Origin of the sequence: Afipia sp. OHSU_II-C1 (assembly GCF_000497575.1) — a bacterium.
Taxonomy (GTDB): domain Bacteria; phylum Pseudomonadota; class Alphaproteobacteria; order Rhizobiales; family Xanthobacteraceae; genus Afipia.
The window spans coordinates 155,379-175,444 of sequence record NZ_APJI01000015.1; the positions used below are offsets into that span (position 1 = coordinate 155,379).

The window sequence follows — 20,066 nt, forward strand, 5'->3', positions numbered from 1 at the left end:
TCATCCCTGCCGGGATCGCTCCCGTTATTTTCAGGAATGATCCGGTATTTGGATGCCCGCGGCAAGCTGGCCGGAAGCCAATGGCGACATGGGTGAAATGTGCCGCGAGGGGACGTAATTCGCAGAGCGGAACCGGCCGCTAGGTCCGAAAATGCTTCGAGAGTTTCAGGCCCTGGCCCTGATAGTTGGATGCAATGCGCTGGCCATATAGCGCATCGGGGCGCGACAGCATTTTCTCATACACAAGGCGACCGACGATCTGGCCGTGCTCGAGAATGAACGGCACTTCGCGCGAACGCACCTCCAGCACTGCGCGCGAACCCTGCCCGCCTGCGCCCGCATAGCCGAAGCCGGGATCGAAAAAGCCCGCATAGTGCACGCGGAATTCGCCAACCAGCGGATCGAACGGCACCATCTCGGCGGCGAAATCCGGCGGCACCTGCACGGCCTCCTTGGAGGCAAGAATGTAGAACTCACCGGGATCGAGGATCAGGCTGCGATCCGGCCGCGCGCGGATCGGCTCCCAGAACTCACCCACCGTGTATCCGGCACGGCGATCGACATCGACCACGCCGGTATGGCGTTTGGCGCGATAGCCGACAAAACCATCCGAGCCTTCACCGGACAGATCAACGCTCAACGCGACGCCACCGGCGAGATCGGCTTCGTCGCTGTCGACCAGACGCTCGGCTTCATGCAGCGCCTCCAGTTCATCGCCATCGAGCAGCGGATGGCCGGTGCGGAAACGAATCTGCGACAGCCGCGATCCTTCACGCAGCAAGACCGGGAATGTCTTCGGGCTGATCTCCGCATAGAGCGGGCCATGATAGCCGGGCGCGATCATGTCGAAGCGCCGCGTGCCGTCGGCGATCACGCGGGTGAAAACATCAAGGCGGCCGGTGGAGCTTTTCGGATTTGCCGCAGCCTGAATCGTCGGCGGCAGCGCGAGACTTTCCAGCAGCGGCACGATGTAGACGCAGTTGGTTTCCAGCACCGCGCCATCGGACAGATCGATCTCGTGCAGCTTCAGTTCATCGATACGCTGGGCCACAGTCATGTCCGGTCCCGGCAGGAAGCTGGCGCGCACGCGGTAGGCAATCGCACCGAGGCGCAGGTCGAGACTGGCCGGCTGGATCTGGCTTTCAACGAACGGATATTCCGGCAGGATCAGGCCTGCATCGGCCATCGCCGCGATCATGCGGTCAGGCAGAATTCCTGTCGCGTCGGGGGCAAGTGTGAAGGCCACGGGGTAATCCTCGGCTATCGGCTGATCCAGCAAAACAAGCATTTTATCGGTTATCCGATGGGGTGCTTGACGGAAAGGGCATGCGGGATTAAGCCTAGGACTTATCCCGTGGTCATTTGAGCCGGCCGGCTTGCAGCCACGTTAAATAACTCGCTAAACAGGCCGGGGACAGTGTGATCCCGGCTTGTGGAAAGATTTTCCAGGCCGGTTTTTTTGTGTCCATCGCGAGGTGGCCACGATGGAGTGCACATGTCCGAGACCAAAACGCCCGCGGCCAATACTTCCCCAAGCAAGCCGCTGTCCCCCACCCTTAATTATCGCCCCGAAACCCGCCTCGTGCATTCAGGCACACTGCGCTCGCAGTACGGCGAAACCTCCGAAGCGCTGTTCCTGACGCAGGGGTTCATCTACGACACCGCCGAACAGTGCGAGGCGCGTTTCACCGGCGCAGATCCAGGCTTCCTGTATTCGCGGTTTTCGAATCCGACCGTGTCGATGTTCGAGCAGCGCATGATCGAGCTCGAAGGTGCCGAAGCCGCGCGCGCCACTGCGACCGGCATGGCTGCGGTGACCACCGCCATTCTTGCTCCGCTCAAATCCGGCGATCACGTCGTCGCCGCGAAAGCGCTGTTCGGCTCATGCCGTTATGTCGTGGAAGATCTGCTGCCGCGTTACGGCATCGAGTCCACGCTGGTCGATGGCCATGATCTCGACCAATGGAAGAAGGCCGTGCGGCCGAACACCAAATCGTGCTTCCTCGAAAGCCCGACCAACCCGACGCTCGATGTAGTGGACATCGCAGCGGTCGCGGACATCGCTCACAGCGTCGGTGCGAGGCTGATCGTGGACAACGTGTTCGCAACCCCGATCTGGCAGAGCCCGCTCACGCTCGGCGCTGACGTCGTTGTTTACTCGGCGACCAAGCATATCGACGGTCAGGGCCGCTGCCTCGGTGGCATCATCCTGTCGTCGGAGGCATTCATCCAGGAGCACATCCACACCTTCCTGCGCCAGACGGGACCTGCAATGTCGCCGTTCAATGCGTGGGTGCTGCTGAAGGGCCTTGAGACGCTGAGCATCCGGGTGAAGGCGCAGACCGAAACGGCAGCCGCCATTGCCGATGCACTGGCAAAACACCCGAAAATCTCACGGCTGATCTATCCGGGCCGTGCCGACCACCCGCAGGCCGCGATCGTGAGGAAGCAGATGCGCGCAGGCTCGACGCTGATCGGCTTCGAAGTCAGGGGCGGCAAGGCGGCAGCATTCCGCACACTGAATGCGCTGAAGCTGGCGCGGATTTCCAACAACCTCGGCGACTCCAAGAGCATCGTCACCCATCCCGCAACCACGACGCATCAGCGCCTGACACCGGAAGCACGCGCCGAACTCGGCATCAGTGAAGGCTTCATCCGCTTCTCGGCGGGCCTGGAGCACAAGGATGATCTGATCGAGGACCTGAATGCGGCGCTGGAGACAGCGTGAGGAAACCGGATGCAGACATTTGATTTCCAACAGGTCGATGTCTTCACCGGCAAGCGCCTGAAGGGAAATCCGCTTGCTGTGGTTATCGGCGCCGACGGACTTCCCGACGGCGCCATGGCTGCGCTCGCGAACTGGACGAATCTCAGCGAGACGACCTTCCTTCTGAAACCGACAGTGCCGGAAGCCGACTATCGCCTGCGGATTTTTACGCCTTCAGGCGAACTCCCGTTTGCCGGCCATCCGACATTGGGCAGTTGCCATGTCTGGCTGAGCCTGGGGAATACCGCCAGGCAGACACACGTCGTCCAGGAATGCGGCGCTGGCCTCGTTAAAATCAGACGCGACGGGAACAGGCTGGCATTCGCCGCGCCTCCTCTGCGCCGCACCGGAAATGTCGAAAGCGATATTCTCGATCAGATCGCCCACGGCCTGCAAATTCGCCGCGACGCCATCAAGGCATCGCAATGGATCGACAATGGCCCCGGCTGGGTCGCCGTGATGCTGGCATCACGCCCGGAAATCCTTGGGCTGAGGCCAGACTATCCTGCCCTCGGGAATCTTAAGCTTGGCGTGGTCGCACCGTGGGACCCCTCGCGCGACGGCGGGGATGCCTCTTTTGAGGTTCGCGCCTTCGTGTCCGACCGCGCGACAGAAGACCCGGTCACGGGCAGCCTGAATGCAGGTCTAGCCCAATGGCTGATGTCCGCAGGACTCGCACCCGCTGCCTATGTCGCGAGCCAGGGCACCGTACTTGGGCGGGAGGGCCGCATTCACGTCGAGCGCGATGGTGATGATATCTGGATCGGCGGCGAGACGCTGACATGCATCAAGGGCAAGCTGACGGTCTGACGCAGCCCTACATCGGACGAAAGGTCATCACGTTGCTCGGGATGTTGACGCCCGCCTTCACCTGCCCGACCGATCTGATGATGGTGTCGCCGAGCAACTGGGCGAAACATGCGTAGCCCCAGTCGTTCATATGCAGGCCGTCGCCGATCACAAACTTCTCGAACGGCATTTTCTCGTCCTCGTGCCACTGCCGCATGACTTCGAAGCGCGGAAACACCGAGACATTTTTTAGCTTGGCGACATCGCCGAGCAATTTGACCATCTTGCTTGCGTTCTCGGTCTTCGCTGCAACAGCAGGAACGTACTGCGGGTCAATCAGTACGACATCGATGCCGCGGGCCTGGAGGCGCGCGATGCCGTCTTCCACGAGCGCCGCCGTCGCAGCGATGTCGCTGGCGTTGCCCTTGACGACAGCGTTGGTGCCGAGTTGCCAGATCACGAGATCCGGATCGGCATCGAGAACGGCGACATCGAACCGCTTCATCATTTCGGGCGCGTCCTGCCCGCCCATGCCACGATTGATGACCCTGATGTCGGCGGTTGGAAATTTGCGGCGCAACTGATCCGCAAGCCGGCTTGGATAATTGTAGGCCGCCGACGTGCCGTAGCCGACCGTGGTGGACGATCCGAATGCGACAATGGTCACCGGCTCGTCCGCAGCGATCCGCCGCGCAACGCGCGGCAGCGAGCCGGGAATGTCCTTCACTCCCTTTGCAGGCAGGCAAGGCACGCGTGTGAGAATATCCCCCGCCCCCTTTGCCACGTTCTTCGCCGCTTCAATGGCCTTGGTGCCGAGGCCTTTCTGCTGCGGCGCTTCAGGCGCCTGCGCCAAAACCGGAGAAACGGCTGGCGAGCCGCACATCATCGCGCCCGCCATGGCGGCAATCGCCAAACGACCGTAAAAATTCATCAACGTTGAATCCTGAGCTCCGCCGGATTAATGCGCGACGCCTCGACGATCATCGTCGACAGCGACCGGCCGATGCAGTCATGAACCCGTTTCGCCATTCCAAATCCGTGTGCCGGGCCGAACAGATCGAAGTCGCCGGCCTCGCTCCAGTGCCGCATGATCGCAAACCGATCGAACACCGGAATTTCATGCTCCTGCGCGACCACCCGCATCGTATCGTTGTACGGCGTGACCGAGAGCATCGTTTCCATACGTGGGTTGTATTGCAGATTGATCAAGAGCACGTCGACGCCGGCCTTCTGCAAGGCACCGATGCCATTGTCCAGCGCCGCGCGGAAATCGTCCGTGTCGATCGAGCGGATCGCATCGACCGTCCCCGTCTGCCAGATCACGAGATCCGGCTTCTGGTCCGCAGGAAGCTTTTCGATCAGCTGACCGAACCCGGCGGCAGCCTCCGCTGCGGTCTTCTTGGGCCGGAGATCGGTCCGCACGTTGACGGCCACGCCCGCGAGGTTCTCGCGCAATGTCGCTTCGAGCCGCGCCGGGTAGGACGCGCTCGCCCCGTCGGCACCGGCGAGAGCCGAAGAGCCGCTGCCGACCACGAGGATGTCGAGACGCTTCCTGGTCTTGACCGCATCGGCGACCTTCGGAAACACGCTTTCGGTCGTCAGGAGATAAGCCGGCACGACGCATCCGGGGGTATTCTCCGCATGCGACGGAGAAGCCGCCAGGAGACCCATCGCTATCCCTGCAACCAGCAGCACTTTCATGATCCGCCTCCCGCGAGATCGGCGTCGCTTTCCGCGCCCTTCGCACGTTTGTCGGTCTTGCTTGCCTCGATCTTGTACCACGAAAACAGCGAGGCCGCGGCTGACATAATGACGATCCCGGCCATGCTGACGAAGAAATGCATCCACGCTCCGCCGGAGACTTCGGCGAGGACGAAGTGCCCGGCGAATGCAAGGAAGACGCCGAGGCAAAAGATCTCCAGCGAGTGCTGGCCGCATCGAATGACCGGGCGCAGCCAGGGCGATTTCAGGCCCGGCCAGCTCGCCGGAATAAAGCGTACTGTGATCGCCGCAAGCGCGAGGAAATGGGCGAAACGCAGCACGTCGAGATCGGTCTTGTTGATCGGGTACATCCAGCTTTCCAGCCAGCGCGGCATGTAGGTATTCAGTTGCGGCATATGCCAGGTCAGCGTCACACAGAACGCAAAAACAAGATAGGCAATGCATAGCCCCAGTGTAATGCGTGACGACAGAATGCGGGCCATTCGCTTTGCGCCGCCCAGCGCGCACCACGCCCCGAACACAAAAAGCAACTGCCAGGCAAACGGATTGAAGAACCATGTGCCGTTCGGATAGGCTGGCAGAGCAAGATCGAACTCCCATGTGATGGCGTAGAGCACGACCGACAACGCCAAAGCGAGGTCGGCCTTGCGCTGCATCAGCCAGATGATCCCCGGCAGGAAAATCATCAGCACGATGTAAAGCGGCAGGACGTCCATGTTGACGGGCCTGAACTTCAGCAGCAGCGCCTGAACGATCGTGACGTCGGGTTGCTTGAGAAAGTCGAGGATGCCCATTTCTTCGGCGTAGAGCGGGTTGTCGAACCGCGCCGCGATGTAGGAAATTTCGGCAAGGTAGATCGTAAACAGAAAAACGTGCGCTACGTAGATTTGCCAGACGCGCTTGAAGATGCGCGCGCTCGCGACCACGAACCCGCGATCGAGCATCGCGCGGCTGTAGACGAATGCCGCCGTATATCCCGAGATAAAGATGAAGATTTCGGTGGCGTCGCTGAAGCCGTAGTTGCGGATCGTGAACCAGGTCAGGATATTCGGCGGCAGATGGTCGATGAAGATCAGCCAGAGCGCCATGCCGCGAAACAGATCGAGGCGCAACTCGCGCTCGCCCGCGGCGGCCGGAACAGCCACCGCCTTCGCAGGCGCTTTCGCAACAGCCTGTTCGGTCATCTGGGTCGTCACGAGCGTCATTCCGGTCGAGTCCGTTCAGTCGGTTCCGCTGGAAGCCGGCAGCTCATGCCATAATCCTATGGAAGATTAAAGCGGCCCGCAAATTGCACGCATTCCAATGGACAGGCGCCTCGCAGAATGCTGGATGGCAACGATGTTGAAACAATGATCGGCGCGATCCCGTATCCACGACAAGACGCCGCAAGCATCAATTATTGGTGCCTACGCAAAGAACAACAGGTCTGCTATACTGCGACCAGAATATGGACGGACGCCATGTACCGCGCCGTGACCCGTCAGATCGAAGTTATCGTCGAGCCCAGCTTCCTGCCTGAGCGCTCGTCGGCCGAAGATGGCCATTTTTTCTGGGCTTACACGATCGCCATCGTCAATGCCGGGAACGAGACGGTTCAGCTCAAGACACGGCACTGGATCATTACCGACGGGGTCGGCCGCAGCCAGGAAGTCCGCGGCGAGGGCGTGGTCGGAGAGCAGCCGGTGCTCGAGCCGGGCGAGCGGTTCGAGTACACCAGCGGCGTACCGCTTCAGACACCCTCCGGGTTCATGACCGGCAGCTATCAGATGGTAACCGAAAGCGGCGAACCGTTCGACATCGACATCCCGGCCTTCTCGCTCGACAGTCCCACCTACAAGCGTACGTTGAACTAGCACGCCAAAGCCGGACCGCACGGGTCGAGGGCCGCCCCTTAGTCAGCCGTTCCCTGGCTGGACACCGGCTCAACACCCGCTTCATCCGGTGTGAACTCGTACACCGAACTGCAGAACTCGCAGGTGACGGCCACCTTGCCGTTCTCGACCATGTCGGCGCGATCCTGCGGCGTAAAGCTTTTCAGCATCCCCGCCACAGCGTCACGCGAGCAGGAACACTGCGCGCGCATCGCCTGCGTCGGAAACACGCGGACCCCGCGTTCGTGAAACAGCCTGAACAACAACCGCTCTCCCGAAAGATCGGGATCGATCAGCTCGACATCTTCGATGGTGCCGAACAGCGACCGGCTCTCGGCCCACGCATCGTCCTCCGGCAGGTCATGCTTGACCGCGCCCTCCGGAGCATCGCCGGGATGCAAGTCGGGCTGACGCGCGCGCTCGGGAGCCTTGGGCAGAAACTGCATCAGCATGCCGCCGCCGCGCCACCGGTGCTTGGGGCCATCGCCACTGCGGAATTCTTCGCCGACCGCGAGCCGCACCCGCGTCGGGATCTGCTCCGAGCGCAGGAAATATTCATGCGCGGCGTCTTCCAGGTTGCCGCCTTCCAGTGCGACGAGTCCCTGATAACGGCTCATCTCGGCACCCTGATCGACGGTCATGGCAAGATGCCCGTGACCGAGCAGCGCGGCTGAGTCCTGGCCGGACACAAGCCTGCTTGCGTCGTAGCGCGCATAGGCGCGCACCCGGTTCGGCGCCTGAAAGTCGACCACGATCATCGACACGGGACCATCGGTTTTCGTTTGCAGGATAAAACGGCCATCGAACTTGAGCGTCGAAGCAAGCAGTGTCGTGAGTACGATGGCTTCGCCAAGCAGCTTGCCGACCGGGGCTGGATAGTCGTGCTTGGTCAAAATCTCGTCGAGCGCAGGGCCCATCTTCGTCAGCCGGCCGCGCACATCCAGCGCGCTGACTTCAAAGGGCAGCACGGCATCCTCCACCGGCGTTGCGGAGGGAGCACGGATTTGGCTTTCGAGAGTCATGTCGGACGCATTCTTTTCAGGAGAAACGAATTGCCGCAGTTAGAAGCTCAAACCATGACGGTCTGACTTCCCGCCCCAGGGCAATGATGGATCAAGCGAGGTATCCGCACAATATAGGGTGCCTTGTTCCGCAAAAAAGGAGTGGATCGGGAACACAGGCCAGCGGAGGAACGGCCGGAACATCGCGACCGCGCCCGCTTTTGGGCGGACGCGATGTTTTCAAAACCGGGTTTCTTTTCCGGGATGAGACCTTAGCCGATGGCGTGCAGACACCAGGCCAGAATGCCCTTCTGCGCGTGCAGGCGATTTTCCGCCTCGTCGAACACCACCGACTGCGGACCATCGATCACTTCATCGGTGACCTCGTCGCCGCGATGCGCCGGCAGGCAGTGCATGAAGATGGCGTTGGGGTTGGCCAGCGACATCAGCTTGGCATTGACCTGATAGGGCTTCAGCAGGTTGTGACGGTGCTCGCCGTCCTTGTCGCCCATCGACACCCAGGTGTCGGTAACAACGCAATCGGCTCCGCGCACCATCTCTTCGGGCTTGGTGCCGAGCACGATCGGCGCGCCCGTCGACTTGATCCAGTCCTTCAGCAGCTTGTTGGGCGCCAGTTCCGGCGGGGTCGCCACGCGCAGGTTGAAGCCGAACCGGTCCGCAGCATGCGCCCACGACGCCAGCACGTTGTTGTCGTCGCCGGTCCAGGCCACCGTGCGCCCCTTGATCGGGCCGAGATGCTCTTCAAAGGTCATGACGTCCGCCATCACCTGGCAGGGATGCGAGCGCCGGGTCAGGCCGTTGATGACCGGGACCGTCGCATGCGCGGCCAGCTCGGCCAGCGCTTCATGATTGAGAATCCGGATCATGATCGCATCGACGAAGCGCGACAGCACCCGCGCGGTGTCCGCGATGGTTTCGCCGCGCCCGAGCTGCATTTCGGCGCCGGTCAGCATGATGGCTTCGCCGCCGAGCTGGCGCATGCCGACATCGAACGACACGCGCGTGCGCGTGGACGGCTTGTCGAAGATCATCGCCAGCGTCTTGTCGGCCAGCGGCTTGTTGGACATATCGCCGGTCTTGCGCTGCTTTTTCATCGCGATGCTGGCGTCGAGGATCGTCCGCAGATCCTGCGTCGACACGTCGAACAGATCGAGGAAATGCCGCGGAGACTGATTGGACAGCTTCTTGGTCATCACACGGCCTCGCTCTGCGCGGACGTCTTGGCAAGCCGCGCACAGGCGCGTTCGAGACGCGTTACCGCATCATCGATCTCCGATTCATTGACGATCAGCGGCGGCAGGAAGCGCACCACGTTGTCACCCGCGGCAACCGTCAGCAGCTTTTCGTCACGCAGCGCGCTGATGACGTCTCCCGCAGGCACCACGGCTTTGACGCCAATGAGAAGGCCGTCGCCGCGCACTTCGCTCACGACGCTGCTGTAGCGATCGACCACGGACGCCAGCTTCTGCTTGAGCAGCAGCGACATTTTCTGAACGTGATCGAGGAACCCTGGCGCGAGCATCACGTCGAGGGTGGCGTTGCCCGCAGCAGCCGCCAGCAGGTTGCCGCCGAAGGTCGACCCATGCGTACCCGGGGTCATGCCGGCTGCAGCGGCGACCGTGGCAAGACATGCGCCCATCGGGAAACCGCCGCCAAGCGCCTTCGCCAGCGCCATGATGTCCGGCGTCACGCCGGTCTTCTCGTACGCGAACAGCGTTCCGATGCGGCCCATGCCGGTCTGCACTTCATCGAACACCAGCACGAGCTTGTTGTCATCACAAAGCTGCCGCAGGGCGCGGAAGAAGGAGGGATCCGCCGCGCGCACGCCGCCCTCACCCTGCCATGGCTCGATGATGATCCCTGCGGTGTGTGGGCCGATTGCTTTCTTTACCGCTTCAAGATCGCCGAGCGGCACCTGGTCGAAACCTTCAACACGGGGACCGAAACCTTCGAGATATTTCTGCTGTCCGCCGGCGGCGAGCGTCGCAAGCGTGCGCCCGTGGAAAGCACCTTCAAACGTGATCAGCCGATAGCGCTCGGGGTGGCCGTTCACTGCCTGAAATTTCCGTGCCATCTTGATGGAGGCTTCCATCGCTTCCGCACCGGAATTGCAGAAGAAAGCCACGTCGGCGAAGCTCGCGTCGCACAGCCGCGTCGCCAGCCGCTCGCCCTCCGGAATCGTGAACAGGTTCGAGACATGCCAGAGCTTCGCGGCCTGCTCCTGCACCGCCGCGACCAGATGCGGATGCGCATGACCGAGCGCGTTGACAGCCACGCCGCTGGTGAAATCGAGATAACGATCGCCATTGGTCGCGATCAGCCATGGGCCCTCGCCGCGCTCGAAAGCAACGTCGGCGCGGGCAAAAACCGGCAACATGTGAGAGTCGAGATGCGGTTTGACACTTTGGCTCATGGCGACCTGATCGATGGTGAAGGACCGGCAGCGGCGTGATCGCATCAGCGATCGTCGCTCAATTGCCTGCCCCGGAAACGAAACGTGCCGCCCGAAAAGGCGGCACGTGGCGGTTATTCTATTGGTGGCCCCTGTCGTGTCAATCCACGCGAGCCCTTCCCGAGGCCGGGCGACAGCCCGTTTATCACTGCAAATGAAGCACAATCCGGCGTTTTGAACCTGTTCAAGCAATGAAACCGCCCGTGCGAGGCAAGAAACCCGCGATTTGCAACGTCGCAGAAAGATCGAATTTATTTGCTTTTTGTCCGGAACATGTGGACGCGCCATGCCCGACTCTTGCGCGTGAGTCACGGCATATTGTAGCATTCCTGTCGTTGGGTACGACATCTCGTGCGGCGGTTCTGATCCTCGATTGTCTTCGGTACGGCGTAAACGCCCGGTCGCTTTTCATGCAACCGGCGAGGGCTAAGGGATTCTGCCGACAGGGATTTTGGACGGTTTGCAATCGCGACGCCGCGTCAAAAATGGCCGGCGCGATATCAAAAGGAAGAGTGCGATGACGGTAATTAGCTGGACCGACGATCGCGTTGAGCAGTTGAAGAAGCTTTGGGAAGCCGGGCTTTCGGCAAGTCAGATTGCCGCCGAACTCGGAAACATCACCCGCAACGCCGTGATCGGGAAGGTGCATCGGCTGGGCCTGTCCGGCCGCGCCAAGAGCCCGTCGTCGGCGGCGCCGCGCCAGCGCAAGGTGCGTCCGGCGCAGCACATGATGCGGATCAGCCGCCCGGTGTCACGCGGCAACACCGCGCTCGCCCATGCCTTTGAGGTCGAAGCCGAGCCGGATCCGATCGCCTATGATAACGTGGTGCCGATGAGCCAGCGTCTCAGCCTGCTGGAACTCAACGAGAACACCTGCCATTGGCCGGTCGGCGATCCGGGCAGCCCGGATTTCTTCTTCTGCGGCGGCAAGGCGCTGACCAGCCTGCCTTACTGCGCGCATCATTCGCGCGTCGCCTATCAGCCGGCCTCCGATCGCCGCCGCACTTCGCGCCCCAGCACGAAATAAGCGGAAGTTTTTCCAACGATAACGAAAAAGCCTCATCGATCCGATGAGGCTTTTTTGTTGCGACATGCCGTGCAGCGAAAATGCTCCGGATCGAACCACCCTATTCCTTTGCCGAAATTTTCTCGCTTATCGGAGTCTTCGTTGAGGGAAAGCAGGCCGTGAAGGTTGCGCCGTGATTGGGAACACTTTCGATCAATAGCCGCCCGCGATGGCGATTGAGGATGTGCTTGACCAGCGACAGACCCAAGCCCGTGCCGCCCTGCGCGCGGCTGTCGCCAACGTCGACGCGATAGAACCGTTCGGTCAGCCGCGGCAGATGTTCCGGCGCGATGCCTGGACCGAAGTCACGCACCGCGAGCCGGACCTCACCGGCGTCCGCAGGCGCGGGATCGGTCAGCGATACGACGACGCGTCCGCCGGATGCGCCGTATTTGAGGCCGTTCTCGATCAGGTTTTCCAGCAGGCGCAGCAATTCCTCACTGTCGCCGGCGACAACAACCGGCTCCTGCGGAAGCTCGACATCGATCACAACCTGACGCTCGCTCGCCAGCGGCTCAAGGCCATCGACCACCTGACGCACCAGCGGCACGACATCGACCAGCTTTTCGGGACGCACATGCGCGCTGAGTTCAACCCGCGACAGCGAGAGCAGATCGTCGATCAGCCGCGCCATGCGCGTCGCCTGCGCGTGCATGATACCGAGAAAACGTTCGCGCGCCTTGGGGTCCTCACGCGCCGGTCCCTGCAGCGTGTCGATGAAGCCGGACAGCGCGGCCAGCGGCGTTCGCAGTTCATGGCTCGCATTGGCGACGAAATCGGCGCGCATTTCCTCGACCCGGCGCAGCGGCGTCTGATCCTGGAATGTCATCAGAATGCAATATTCGCTGCCGCCGAATGCGGTCGGCAACGACAGCGGCGTCACGATCAGTTCCATCCAGCGGTCGACAGGAACGCGGTCCACATAGCTGGCGCGCTGCGGTTGACGGGTCGCGATGGCTTCGCGCAGCGCGGCGATAATCTCGGGAGAGCGCAGCGCGAACAGGGCCAGTTCGTTTCTGCGCAGCGCCGGCGCCAGTTGCGCCGCGGCGGTGTTGAAATGCAGCACGCGTCCGGCGCGGTCGAGAAGCACGGCCGCATCGGGCATGCCGCCAACCAGCGCCTGCACCACCGGCGTTTCCGCAGGCCGCGCACCGATCATGTCTTCGGTTGTCGGAACGGACTGATGCAGATGCCATGGCACGAGCGCCGCGCCCGCGATCACGAGAAAGATCAATCCGGCCTGCGTCAGCGTCAGGCCTCCGAACACCACCGAGGCGACAAGACCCAGGGCGGTCGCGATCAGGATGATCGCAGACCGCCGCAGCCGGTCCGACCACGGAGCAAAACCAGAATTGGAAGACGTTATCGTCATGCGCCGTACCTGTTTCGCGCTCACACCCACTTCGCGAAGTTTGTGATCCGCTTCAGCATCCCCTTTCCGAATTTCGGAAAACCCGCAGGCACGAACTGACGCAGCACACCCCTACGATACGGGAGACTGCGACCCCTTGGCCGACGGAGACTTCGCAGCTTCGTCGAGCCTTCGCAGGGCCGCTGAGACTCGCTTCGCCCGAAGACCGACAATAAGCTCCCGAAGCGAGAGCAAGATGACAGAAATAAAGAACGGGACGAGATAATACAGCACCCGGAACAGCAGCATCCCGGCCAACAGCTCTTCCCGGTCGAACTGAAACAGGCCCACCAGCATCGCGGCATCGAAGACGCCGAGGCCGCCCGGCGAGTGGCTGGCGAAACCGAGCAGTGTCGCCGAGACGAAGATCACCGCGACCACGATGAACCCGACATGAGGCTCATCCGGGACCAGAATATACATCGCCAGCGCGCAGAAGCCGAGATCGACGATGCCGATCGCTATCTGCAAAAGCGTCAGCGGCCCGCCGGGAAGAAAGACGCTCCAGCTCCCGCGGCCGACCTCGCGCGGCTTCATCCAGACCCAGATCACGTAAGCGCACAGACAAAGCAGGATGCCGATCGCCGCCGTGCGATTGAGCCAGACCGGCAGCTTGTCGATAGAGGCAGCCGCTTCCGGGTGATAGGCGACGCCAAGACCCAGCACAGCGGCATTGCCGAGCCAGAAGGTCAGTCCGGCGAGAAAGCAGACCTTGGCAACATCGACTGCCGAAAGGCCCCACGCGGAATAGACCCGATACCGCACCACGCCACCGGTAAAGACGCTGGCGCCGACATTGTGACCGATCGAATAGCTGGTGAAGCCGGCAAAGGCTGCGACCCTGTAAGGCACCGCATCGCGCCCGATGGCACGCAATGCAAACAGGTCATAGAACGTCAGCGTGAAATAGCCTGCGGCCACGCAAAGCCCAGCGAGCACGACAGTGCGGATTTCCGTACCGCGCAACGCCTCATAGAGGTCGTCGACATCGAGACCCTCGAGCATGTGATAGAGGATGTAACAAGCGGTCGCGATGATCGCGATGCTGATCGCGACACCAAGCTTGTGCAGGATTTGCTTCTCGCGCATGTACGCGATGGCCCCGCGCAGTGTCTCCAGCATCCAGACCTCAAAATTGCACTATCCCACGTGTTTCCTAGCAGACCGGCGCGGCAACCGCGAGGGCCGGTATCACCAATCTGAGCCCATTTATAATGCGGAAGTCACGTTAAGGATCACATTAAGAATTGCGGTCGTCCGCCGCACCGCAACGGTGTCGTCACCGTGTCATGACGATGACGCCGATTTGACTTGCTCGCGCTGAAAAAACAGCAGGTCCAGCTCGGTGGCAGGCTGTCCGAGCCCTGTCAAAAGCGCATGAGTCTGACCGCGATGATGGGTCTGGTGATTGAACCAGTGCGCCAGTGCGGGAGCCAGTTCCTGCACGAAATGCTCGGGGCTGGAGACACGCCGATAGGAAATCGTTCCGGCAACACGCGTATCGTCCAGTCCGTCGACATAGGCCACGATCCGGGCATCTTCCGCCACGCGGGCCGCGCGGAGCGCGCCGAACGTCTCGAACAAAATCGCATCAAGTCGGTCCGGAGCATCGCCCTCACCGGTAAAGCGCTTCATCCAGATTCGATCCGTTGCCAGCAGATGATTGAGCGTGCCGTGGACCGATTTGAAGAAGGCGCCGCGATCGGCCCCGTATTGGGCTTCGCCAAGACGGCCGGCTGCGTCGTACAGCCGCGCATTCGCCCACGCATTGTAGTGGCCAAGCATCCGGAAATGCGACGTGAGGCCGGCCGCCATACACGTCAGCCTGCGGCGGCGTACCGCGCGACCACGAGACTGCGCAGCCACGATCCAACAGCGCAGCCGATGACATAAGCCGCGAACATGACAAGACCGAGATCGAGCCAGTACCCTGCCCGGCCGGGGGCCAGATGAAATACGGCCGCCAGGATGAGCGCCACGATCAGCACGGCGACCTTGCGCAGTGTCGTCGTGGACCAGCCGCGGCCGCGATGGACGACGGCAATCCATCCCATCGCGAGACCGACGAGACCCGATGCCAACAGCCAACCCCAGTTGAATGTCGCAAGATAGATCATGATCATTTCACCACGAAATCGATGCGCCGGTTCTTGGCCTTGCCGTCGTCGGTGTCGTTGGCGGCGACCGGCTGCGAACTGCCATAGCCCACGGCCTTCAGCCGGTCCGGCGGCAGTCCAGCCTTGATCAGGTAGTCCGACACCGCCTGCGCGCGCCTTTCCGACAGCGCCATATTGGTGTTGTTGTCGCCATCGCTATCGGTGTGACCTGCCACTTCGATGTTGGCAGTCGGACAGCGCAACGCGGTTTCGATCAGCTTGTCGAGCAGACCCATCGAATCCTTGTCGATGGTGGCGCGGCCGGACTCGAATCTGATCTTCGCCTTGCCGAGCAGCTCGAAAAACAACTGCTGGCAAACGGTCGGATCGACCGCACTGGCCACCGGCTTGACGGAGACGTCCGCCTTGACGCTCCAGCCCTGCGGCAACTCGCCGCCGATGCCACCGCGAATCTGGTCCGCCGCGACTGCATAGAGTGCATCGCCCGACAGCTTGACCTCCCGGTCCGAGAGCATCAGCGAGCCGGTCGAGACCCGTGACAACGCGCCGAGCGCGGCCACGACCGCGTTCTGAAATCCCTGCGGCGCACCGGCGCTCGCCTTCAGATTGTCGACCAGCTTCTCGGCAAAGAACTTGCGGCCGACCGCCGCGACGATGGCGGCATGCACGTTGTTGTCAGGCACATAACCTTCGAGCGTAACGGTGTTGGCGACCGGATCCTTGTTGGCGCGGAAGACATAAGGCGGCGCCTTGATGGCGTTCTCTTTCACCGAATAACCTTCAGGCAGATTTTTCAGCGCCGCCAGGATCGCCTCGCGATTGCCGATCTCGCGCGCCATACCGGTCAGGCTGACGGCGGTGTCGCTGAGCGTGATCTTGCCGTCCTTGAGCCTGCCGATCTGATCGATCAGCAACAGCGCGGCCGTGTCGAACCGCGGCGGGGCGCCCCGCGCCAGGATCATCTGATCCAAAACTTCGGTACCCGCGGCCGCGGCCCGGGCGGCGTCCGCCAGGCGCGCCTTGCTTGCAGGCAGCGGAGCATGTCCGCCGAGGGTGATCCTGACCACGTCGCGCTCGATCGACCATTCAAACGGCCTGGCCTCGCGGATCAGGGTGGTATCGTCGTCAATCAGCCGGACGCCGGTGACGGCTTCGACCTGCGAGACAGCGCTCCGCCGGCCCTCCTCCGAAAAAGCCTCCGCCGACAGCGAAACATCGCGGCCGGACACGGAAATACGGGTCTTGTCGAGCACGGTGCCCTTGAGCGCGGCGGTTGAGCGCGCAGCAATATCGGTCTCGAGAGGCGAGGTATTCGTCCAGATCGCGCCGATCCAAAGGAACACCAAGGGAATCAACCCCGGCCACCACTTTCGCGCCCAACTGGATATTCGGCTCATCCCGGACCTTCACCTGACGGAATGGAGACAAAACAAACCCTTGGCAGGGTGTCAAACGGGAAATGAACGCCAAGCTGGGGCCACCGCCGCACGCCCCTGCCGTACCTGCCGGAGGGTGTTTCGGGCACCGGTATAACCGTTTGTTCAACGGTTTCTGCCAAATCTCGAGCCGGATCCCTGGAACGATCGGCCAACGCCCGCCGCCATGAAGCAGCTTCGCCACAACGTCATCCGCGCCGGCCTCGACGCGCTGTACTTCACAGGCGCGCACCACGTGCTGCGGCCGATCCTGGCGGGTGTCGGCACGATCTTCATGCTGCATCACGTCCGCCCGGCGGGCGACAGTCTGTTCCAGCCCAACCGGCACCTCGAGATCACCCCGGATTTCCTGCGCGAGGTGCTGACGCATGTCCGCGCGCTCGATGTCGATATCGTCTCACTGGATGAAGCGCATCGCCGGATGGAACAGCGCAACTTTGCGCGCCGCTTCGCCTGTTTCACGTTCGACGACGGCTATCGCAACAACCGCGATCATGCGCTTCCCGTGATGCGGGAGCACGACGCACCGTTCACGGTCTATGTCGCCAGCGACTTCGCAGAGGGCACCGGCCGGCTGTGGTGGGAGGCGCTGGAGCGCGTTGTCGCCAAGGCCGAGACCATCGAGATCGTCCGCGACGGCGCGACGCTGCAGCTCGATGCACACGACGCCGGTGCCAAGCAGAACGCGTTCAATCAGATTCACGACTGGTTGCGCACACTCTCAAACGACACCGAGGTGAATCGCGAAGTCAGCGCATTGTGCGCCCGGCACGGCGTTGACGATGCCGCGATCGCACGCGAACTGTGCATGTCGTGGGATGAACTGAAGACGTTTTCCGCAGATCCGCTGGTGAATATCGGTGCGCACACCGTCAGCCACTGCAATCTGGCGCGCGAAACCAACGCAGGCGCACTGCGCGAGATGCGCGACAGCCGGATGCAGATCGAGGACCACCTGCAAAAGCCCGCGCGCCACTTCGCCTATCCGTATGGAGACAAATCGGCCGCCGCCGCACGCGAGTTCGCAATCGCCAGAGAACTCGGCTTCGCAACGGCCGTAACCACGCGTCCCGGCATGATCTTCGCCGAGAACGCCGAACATCTCACAGCGCTGCCCCGCATTTCGCTGAACGGCAACTACCAGACCACGCGCTTCCTGTCGGTGCTGACATCGGGCGCCGCAACTGCGATGTGGAACGGCTTCCGCCGCGTGGACGCGGCGTAGGGCGTTTCAAACAGAATTCGCAGTTCCGCCATTCCTTGACTTCGGCTTCGTTGCTGGCGCTATATCGCCGCCAAAGCAACAGGAGGCACCATGTTCAAGGATCTGTTTTCACTGAAGGGCCGTATCGCGGTCGTCACCGGCGGCTCGCGCGGCATCGGCAAGATGATCGCGTCGGGCTTTCTCGCCCAAGGCGCCGCGAAAGTCTACATCACCGCGCGCAAGGCCGGTCCCTGCGAGGAAACCGCCAAGGAACTGACCACCGCCTATGACGGCGAGTGCATCGCGCTGCCGATCGACATGTCCACCGTTGCCGGATGCGAGAAGCTGGCCGAGGAACTGATCAAGCGCGAACCGAAGATCGACATCCTTGTGAACAATGCAGGCGCGGCCTGGGGCGCAAACTTCGACGAATTCCCGGAAGCCGGCTGGGACAAGGTCATGAACCTCAACGTCAAGTCGCTGTTCTTCCTCACCAAGGCGCTGGCCAAGCCGCTGCGCGCCGCAGCGACCAAGGACAAGCCCGGCAAGGTCATCAACATCGCATCGATCGACGGCCTGTCGGTCAATCCGATGGAAACCTATTCCTACCAGGCGAGCAAAGCGGCGGTCATCCATCTGACGCGCCGCATGGCCGCGAAGCTGATCAAGGACAATATCAATGTCACGGCGATCTGTCCCGGAGCGTTCGAGTCTGACATGAACATCGCGGCACGCGATCACGGAGACTCGGTTGCGAAGGCGATCCCGGCCAAGCGCATCGGCCGTCCGGAGGACATGGCGGGTATCGCGATCTATCTCGCGTCGCGGGCCGGGGACTATGTCATCGGCAACTCGATCGCTGTCGACGGCGGCATCGTCTACGCGAATCTCAGCCTGCCGGTATCGGGCGAAGGCTAGGCCGCCTTCGTCATCTGCATCATCTGCCGGTAGATGGCGAAATACTGTTCGCGCATATTGGCGATGTCGAATTCGGTCACGAAGTGCTGGGCGGTCGTCGCGATACGCGCAGCAGCTTCGGGATTGGCCACTAGCGCTGCAATCTTGTCGGCAAGATCCTCTGCCGAGCAGGCCTTGAACTTGATGCCGTTCGAGCCATCGACGAGAAGCTCCGCCGGCCCGTCGACATCGGCCGCGACCACCGGAACGCCAGCCGCCATGGCTTCGAGCAGCACCAGCCCGAAGCCTTCGAAACGTGACGGCAGCACGAAGACATCGGCATCCCCGAGCAAAGCCGGGATGTCGGTGCGGTCACAGAGAAAGCGAATCCGATCCGATATGCCTTCCGCGGCGGCAAGGCGCTGCAAGGCCGGGACCATCTCCCGATCGCCTTCAGGCGGATCGCCGACAAAATCGCAATGGATGTCGAGCCCGCGCTTCCGAAGAATGCCGATGGCCTCGATCAGAATGTCCTGACCCTTCTGACGCGGATAAAGCCGGGCGACGTTGATCAGCCGGATCGGCGCATCGGGCTGGAGCAAGCGAACCGGCGCGCAAAACGACGCCAGCGGGATCGCGTTATGCACCTTGAAGATTCGTTGCAGCCGCGCCGCCTCGCATTCGCGCGCGACCGCTGCGGAAATGGCGATGTTCCAGTCGACGAAGCGCCGATGCAGCCGCACCTTGACGCCGTCCCATGCCGGAACGAGGCCGGTATTGTGAATAGTGTAGCCGACGCTCATCGGCCGATACAGTTTACTCAGCATGGCGAAATGCTTTGCCCCGGTGTCGTGGGCATGAATCATCCGGACATCGTGCCGGCGCATGATGTTGAGCAGCGTCAGAACGATGCGCGGGTTGCGCTGACCGGGCGGGCGCTTCAGGAAATAGACCGGATGACCCGTCGCAGCGAGGCTTTCGGCCAGATAGGCATTGATCTTGTCGTTGATGACGACAAAGACCTGCGGCAGGCCGGGGCTTTCTGCGCAACTGGCGGCGAAACTGGTGAGCAACCGTTCGGAGCCGCCCATACTCAGCGACGAAATCAGTTGAAGTACAGACGCCATAATGTGCTTCGATCCCCGGCCCGAGCGCCGGGCGTGCCAACAAATTGACCCGGTGCCGCCAAGCGACCATTCCGCGCCTTGATGACGCAGATCACGATCACAACCCTGGAACCCCGGGACTGGGCATTCCAAAAAACGGAACGTGGCCAGCGGACACGGCTATTCTAGGGCAGCCTTTTTGGAAA

19 protein-coding genes and 1 riboswitch are annotated in these 20,066 nt (G+C 62.0%); of the genes, 6 read left to right on the top strand and 13 right to left on the bottom strand.

What is annotated here, in order from left to right; translation table 11 throughout:
* Nucleotides 1–139 precede the first annotated feature (139 nt).
* Nucleotides 140–1,288, bottom strand: a complete 1,149-nt coding sequence (locus I554_RS0117350) for a 2'-deoxycytidine 5'-triphosphate deaminase (RefSeq protein ID WP_192817724.1) — start codon at nucleotides 1,286–1,288, stop codon at nucleotides 140–142.
* Between the two features lie 56 nt (nucleotides 1,289–1,344).
* A riboswitch (SAM riboswitch) is annotated at nucleotides 1,345–1,424 on the top strand.
* A 71-nt stretch (nucleotides 1,425–1,495) separates the two neighbouring features.
* Between I554_RS0117350 and I554_RS0117355 the strand changes: the two genes are divergently transcribed.
* The gene (locus I554_RS0117355; protein WP_024577174.1) at nucleotides 1,496–2,728 is read left to right on the top strand and encodes an O-succinylhomoserine sulfhydrylase; all 1,233 of its coding nucleotides are present in this window, start codon (nucleotides 1,496–1,498) and stop codon (nucleotides 2,726–2,728) included.
* 9 nt (nucleotides 2,729–2,737) lie between these two features.
* Complete coding sequence (locus I554_RS0117360) at nucleotides 2,738–3,577, top strand: PhzF family phenazine biosynthesis protein (RefSeq protein ID WP_024577173.1); 840 nt, start codon at nucleotides 2,738–2,740, stop codon at nucleotides 3,575–3,577.
* A gap of 7 nt (nucleotides 3,578–3,584) precedes the next feature.
* On the opposite strand, the gene I554_RS0117365 is transcribed toward I554_RS0117360, so the two are convergent.
* From I554_RS0117365 to I554_RS0117375, 3 genes are read right to left on the bottom strand one after another with little or no spacing between them, the layout of a single operon-like run.
* Nucleotides 3,585–4,439, bottom strand: coding sequence for an SGNH/GDSL hydrolase family protein (locus I554_RS0117365; protein WP_244432781.1), 855 nt, complete (start codon nucleotides 4,437–4,439; stop codon nucleotides 3,585–3,587).
* A gap of 47 nt (nucleotides 4,440–4,486) precedes the next feature.
* The gene (locus I554_RS0117370) at nucleotides 4,487–5,257 is read right to left on the bottom strand and encodes an SGNH/GDSL hydrolase family protein (protein ID WP_024577171.1); all 771 of its coding nucleotides are present in this window, start codon (nucleotides 5,255–5,257) and stop codon (nucleotides 4,487–4,489) included.
* Nucleotides 5,254–6,483 (bottom strand): OpgC domain-containing protein, encoded by a 1,230-nt coding sequence (locus I554_RS0117375; RefSeq protein WP_024577170.1) that lies wholly within the window; start codon nucleotides 6,481–6,483, stop codon nucleotides 5,254–5,256. The genes I554_RS0117370 and I554_RS0117375 overlap by 4 nt, the downstream gene beginning before the upstream one ends.
* Nucleotides 6,484–6,738: 255 nt before the next feature.
* On the opposite strand from I554_RS0117375, the gene apaG reads away from it, so the two are divergent.
* On the top strand, nucleotides 6,739–7,131 hold the full coding sequence (gene apaG, locus I554_RS0117380) for a Co2+/Mg2+ efflux protein ApaG (RefSeq protein ID WP_024577169.1): 393 nt from the start codon (nucleotides 6,739–6,741) through the stop codon (nucleotides 7,129–7,131).
* Nucleotides 7,132–7,169: 38 nt separating this feature from the next.
* Here apaG and I554_RS0117385 read toward each other — a convergent pair whose 3' ends face one another.
* The 3 genes from I554_RS0117385 to I554_RS0117395 all read right to left on the bottom strand — a co-directional run bounded on the left by I554_RS0117385 (nucleotide 7,170) and on the right by I554_RS0117395 (nucleotide 10,584).
* A complete protein-coding gene (locus I554_RS0117385; RefSeq protein ID WP_024577168.1) occupies nucleotides 7,170–8,171 on the bottom strand; it encodes an Hsp33 family molecular chaperone in 1,002 nt (333 codons plus the stop codon).
* A 251-nt stretch (nucleotides 8,172–8,422) separates the two neighbouring features.
* Nucleotides 8,423–9,364 carry an ornithine carbamoyltransferase gene (argF, locus tag I554_RS0117390; protein ID WP_029659516.1) on the bottom strand — a complete coding sequence of 314 codons (942 nt, stop codon included), beginning with the start codon at nucleotides 9,362–9,364 and terminating at the stop codon, nucleotides 8,423–8,425.
* A complete protein-coding gene (locus tag I554_RS0117395) occupies nucleotides 9,364–10,584 on the bottom strand; it encodes an aspartate aminotransferase family protein (RefSeq protein ID WP_024577166.1) in 1,221 nt (406 codons plus the stop codon). Before I554_RS0117395 ends, argF begins: the two co-directional genes overlap by 1 nt.
* Before the next feature lie 556 nt (nucleotides 10,585–11,140).
* Here I554_RS0117395 and I554_RS0117400 point away from each other — a divergent pair.
* Entirely contained in the window at nucleotides 11,141–11,650 is a 510-nt protein-coding gene (locus I554_RS0117400; protein WP_024577165.1) for a GcrA family cell cycle regulator, read from the top strand.
* Between the two features lie 100 nt (nucleotides 11,651–11,750).
* On the opposite strand, the gene I554_RS0117405 is transcribed toward I554_RS0117400, so the two are convergent.
* From I554_RS0117405 to I554_RS0117430, 5 genes are all read right to left on the bottom strand, one after another.
* Nucleotides 11,751–13,061 (bottom strand): ATP-binding protein, encoded by a 1,311-nt coding sequence (locus I554_RS0117405; protein WP_024577164.1) that lies wholly within the window; start codon nucleotides 13,059–13,061, stop codon nucleotides 11,751–11,753.
* 111 nt (nucleotides 13,062–13,172) lie between these two features.
* A complete protein-coding gene (locus tag I554_RS0117415) occupies nucleotides 13,173–14,222 on the bottom strand; it encodes a lysylphosphatidylglycerol synthase domain-containing protein (protein WP_024577163.1) in 1,050 nt (349 codons plus the stop codon).
* A gap of 165 nt (nucleotides 14,223–14,387) precedes the next feature.
* Entirely contained in the window at nucleotides 14,388–14,915 is a 528-nt protein-coding gene (locus I554_RS0117420; protein WP_024577162.1) for a DinB family protein, read from the bottom strand.
* Nucleotides 14,916–14,920: 5 nt separating this feature from the next.
* Entirely contained in the window at nucleotides 14,921–15,217 is a 297-nt protein-coding gene (locus tag I554_RS0117425) for a hypothetical protein (RefSeq protein ID WP_024577161.1), read from the bottom strand.
* Nucleotides 15,218–15,219: 2 nt separating this feature from the next.
* On the bottom strand, nucleotides 15,220–16,614 hold the full coding sequence (locus I554_RS0117430; protein WP_024577160.1) for an OmpA family protein: 1,395 nt from the start codon (nucleotides 16,612–16,614) through the stop codon (nucleotides 15,220–15,222).
* A 205-nt stretch (nucleotides 16,615–16,819) separates the two neighbouring features.
* Here I554_RS0117430 and I554_RS0117435 point away from each other — a divergent pair, with 205 nt between their 5' ends.
* Both I554_RS0117435 and I554_RS0117440 read left to right on the top strand, forming a co-directional pair.
* Nucleotides 16,820–17,878, top strand: coding sequence for a polysaccharide deacetylase family protein (locus tag I554_RS0117435; RefSeq protein ID WP_024577159.1), 1,059 nt, complete (start codon nucleotides 16,820–16,822; stop codon nucleotides 17,876–17,878).
* A gap of 90 nt (nucleotides 17,879–17,968) precedes the next feature.
* Nucleotides 17,969–18,775 carry an SDR family NAD(P)-dependent oxidoreductase gene (locus I554_RS0117440; protein WP_024577158.1) on the top strand — a complete coding sequence of 269 codons (807 nt, stop codon included), beginning with the start codon at nucleotides 17,969–17,971 and terminating at the stop codon, nucleotides 18,773–18,775.
* Here I554_RS0117440 and I554_RS0117445 read toward each other — a convergent pair.
* A complete protein-coding gene (locus I554_RS0117445; protein WP_024577157.1) occupies nucleotides 18,772–19,881 on the bottom strand; it encodes a glycosyltransferase family 4 protein in 1,110 nt (369 codons plus the stop codon). The genes I554_RS0117440 and I554_RS0117445 overlap by 4 nt on opposite strands.
* Between the last annotated feature and the right edge of the window lie 185 nt (nucleotides 19,882–20,066).

Coding starts and splice junctions, on each gene's coding strand:
- I554_RS0117420 (WP_024577162.1), bottom strand. CDS start 14,915: ATGGCGGCCGGCCTCACGTCGCATTTCCGGATGCTTGGCCACTACAAT.
- I554_RS0117435 (WP_024577159.1), top strand. CDS start 16,820: ATGAAGCAGCTTCGCCACAACGTCATCCGCGCCGGCCTCGACGCGCTG.
- argF (WP_029659516.1), bottom strand. CDS start 9,364: ATGACCAAGAAGCTGTCCAATCAGTCTCCGCGGCATTTCCTCGATCTG.
- I554_RS0117445 (WP_024577157.1), bottom strand. CDS start 19,881: ATGGCGTCTGTACTTCAACTGATTTCGTCGCTGAGTATGGGCGGCTCC.
- I554_RS0117365 (WP_244432781.1), bottom strand. CDS start 4,439: ATGTGCGGCTCGCCAGCCGTTTCTCCGGTTTTGGCGCAGGCGCCTGAA.
- I554_RS0117400 (WP_024577165.1), top strand. CDS start 11,141: ATGACGGTAATTAGCTGGACCGACGATCGCGTTGAGCAGTTGAAGAAG.
- I554_RS0117385 (WP_024577168.1), bottom strand. CDS start 8,171: ATGACTCTCGAAAGCCAAATCCGTGCTCCCTCCGCAACGCCGGTGGAG.
- I554_RS0117395 (WP_024577166.1), bottom strand. CDS start 10,584: ATGAGCCAAAGTGTCAAACCGCATCTCGACTCTCACATGTTGCCGGTT.
- I554_RS0117350 (WP_192817724.1), bottom strand. CDS start 1,288: ATGCTTGTTTTGCTGGATCAGCCGATAGCCGAGGATTACCCCGTGGCC.
- I554_RS0117425 (WP_024577161.1), bottom strand. CDS start 15,217: ATGATCTATCTTGCGACATTCAACTGGGGTTGGCTGTTGGCATCGGGT.
- apaG (WP_024577169.1), top strand. CDS start 6,739: ATGTACCGCGCCGTGACCCGTCAGATCGAAGTTATCGTCGAGCCCAGC.
- I554_RS0117405 (WP_024577164.1), bottom strand. CDS start 13,061: ATGACGATAACGTCTTCCAATTCTGGTTTTGCTCCGTGGTCGGACCGG.
- I554_RS0117440 (WP_024577158.1), top strand. CDS start 17,969: ATGTTCAAGGATCTGTTTTCACTGAAGGGCCGTATCGCGGTCGTCACC.
- I554_RS0117415 (WP_024577163.1), bottom strand. CDS start 14,222: ATGCTGGAGACACTGCGCGGGGCCATCGCGTACATGCGCGAGAAGCAA.
- I554_RS0117370 (WP_024577171.1), bottom strand. CDS start 5,257: ATGAAAGTGCTGCTGGTTGCAGGGATAGCGATGGGTCTCCTGGCGGCT.
- I554_RS0117375 (WP_024577170.1), bottom strand. CDS start 6,483: ATGACGCTCGTGACGACCCAGATGACCGAACAGGCTGTTGCGAAAGCG.
- I554_RS0117355 (WP_024577174.1), top strand. CDS start 1,496: ATGTCCGAGACCAAAACGCCCGCGGCCAATACTTCCCCAAGCAAGCCG.
- I554_RS0117430 (WP_024577160.1), bottom strand. CDS start 16,614: ATGAGCCGAATATCCAGTTGGGCGCGAAAGTGGTGGCCGGGGTTGATT.
- I554_RS0117360 (WP_024577173.1), top strand. CDS start 2,738: ATGCAGACATTTGATTTCCAACAGGTCGATGTCTTCACCGGCAAGCGC.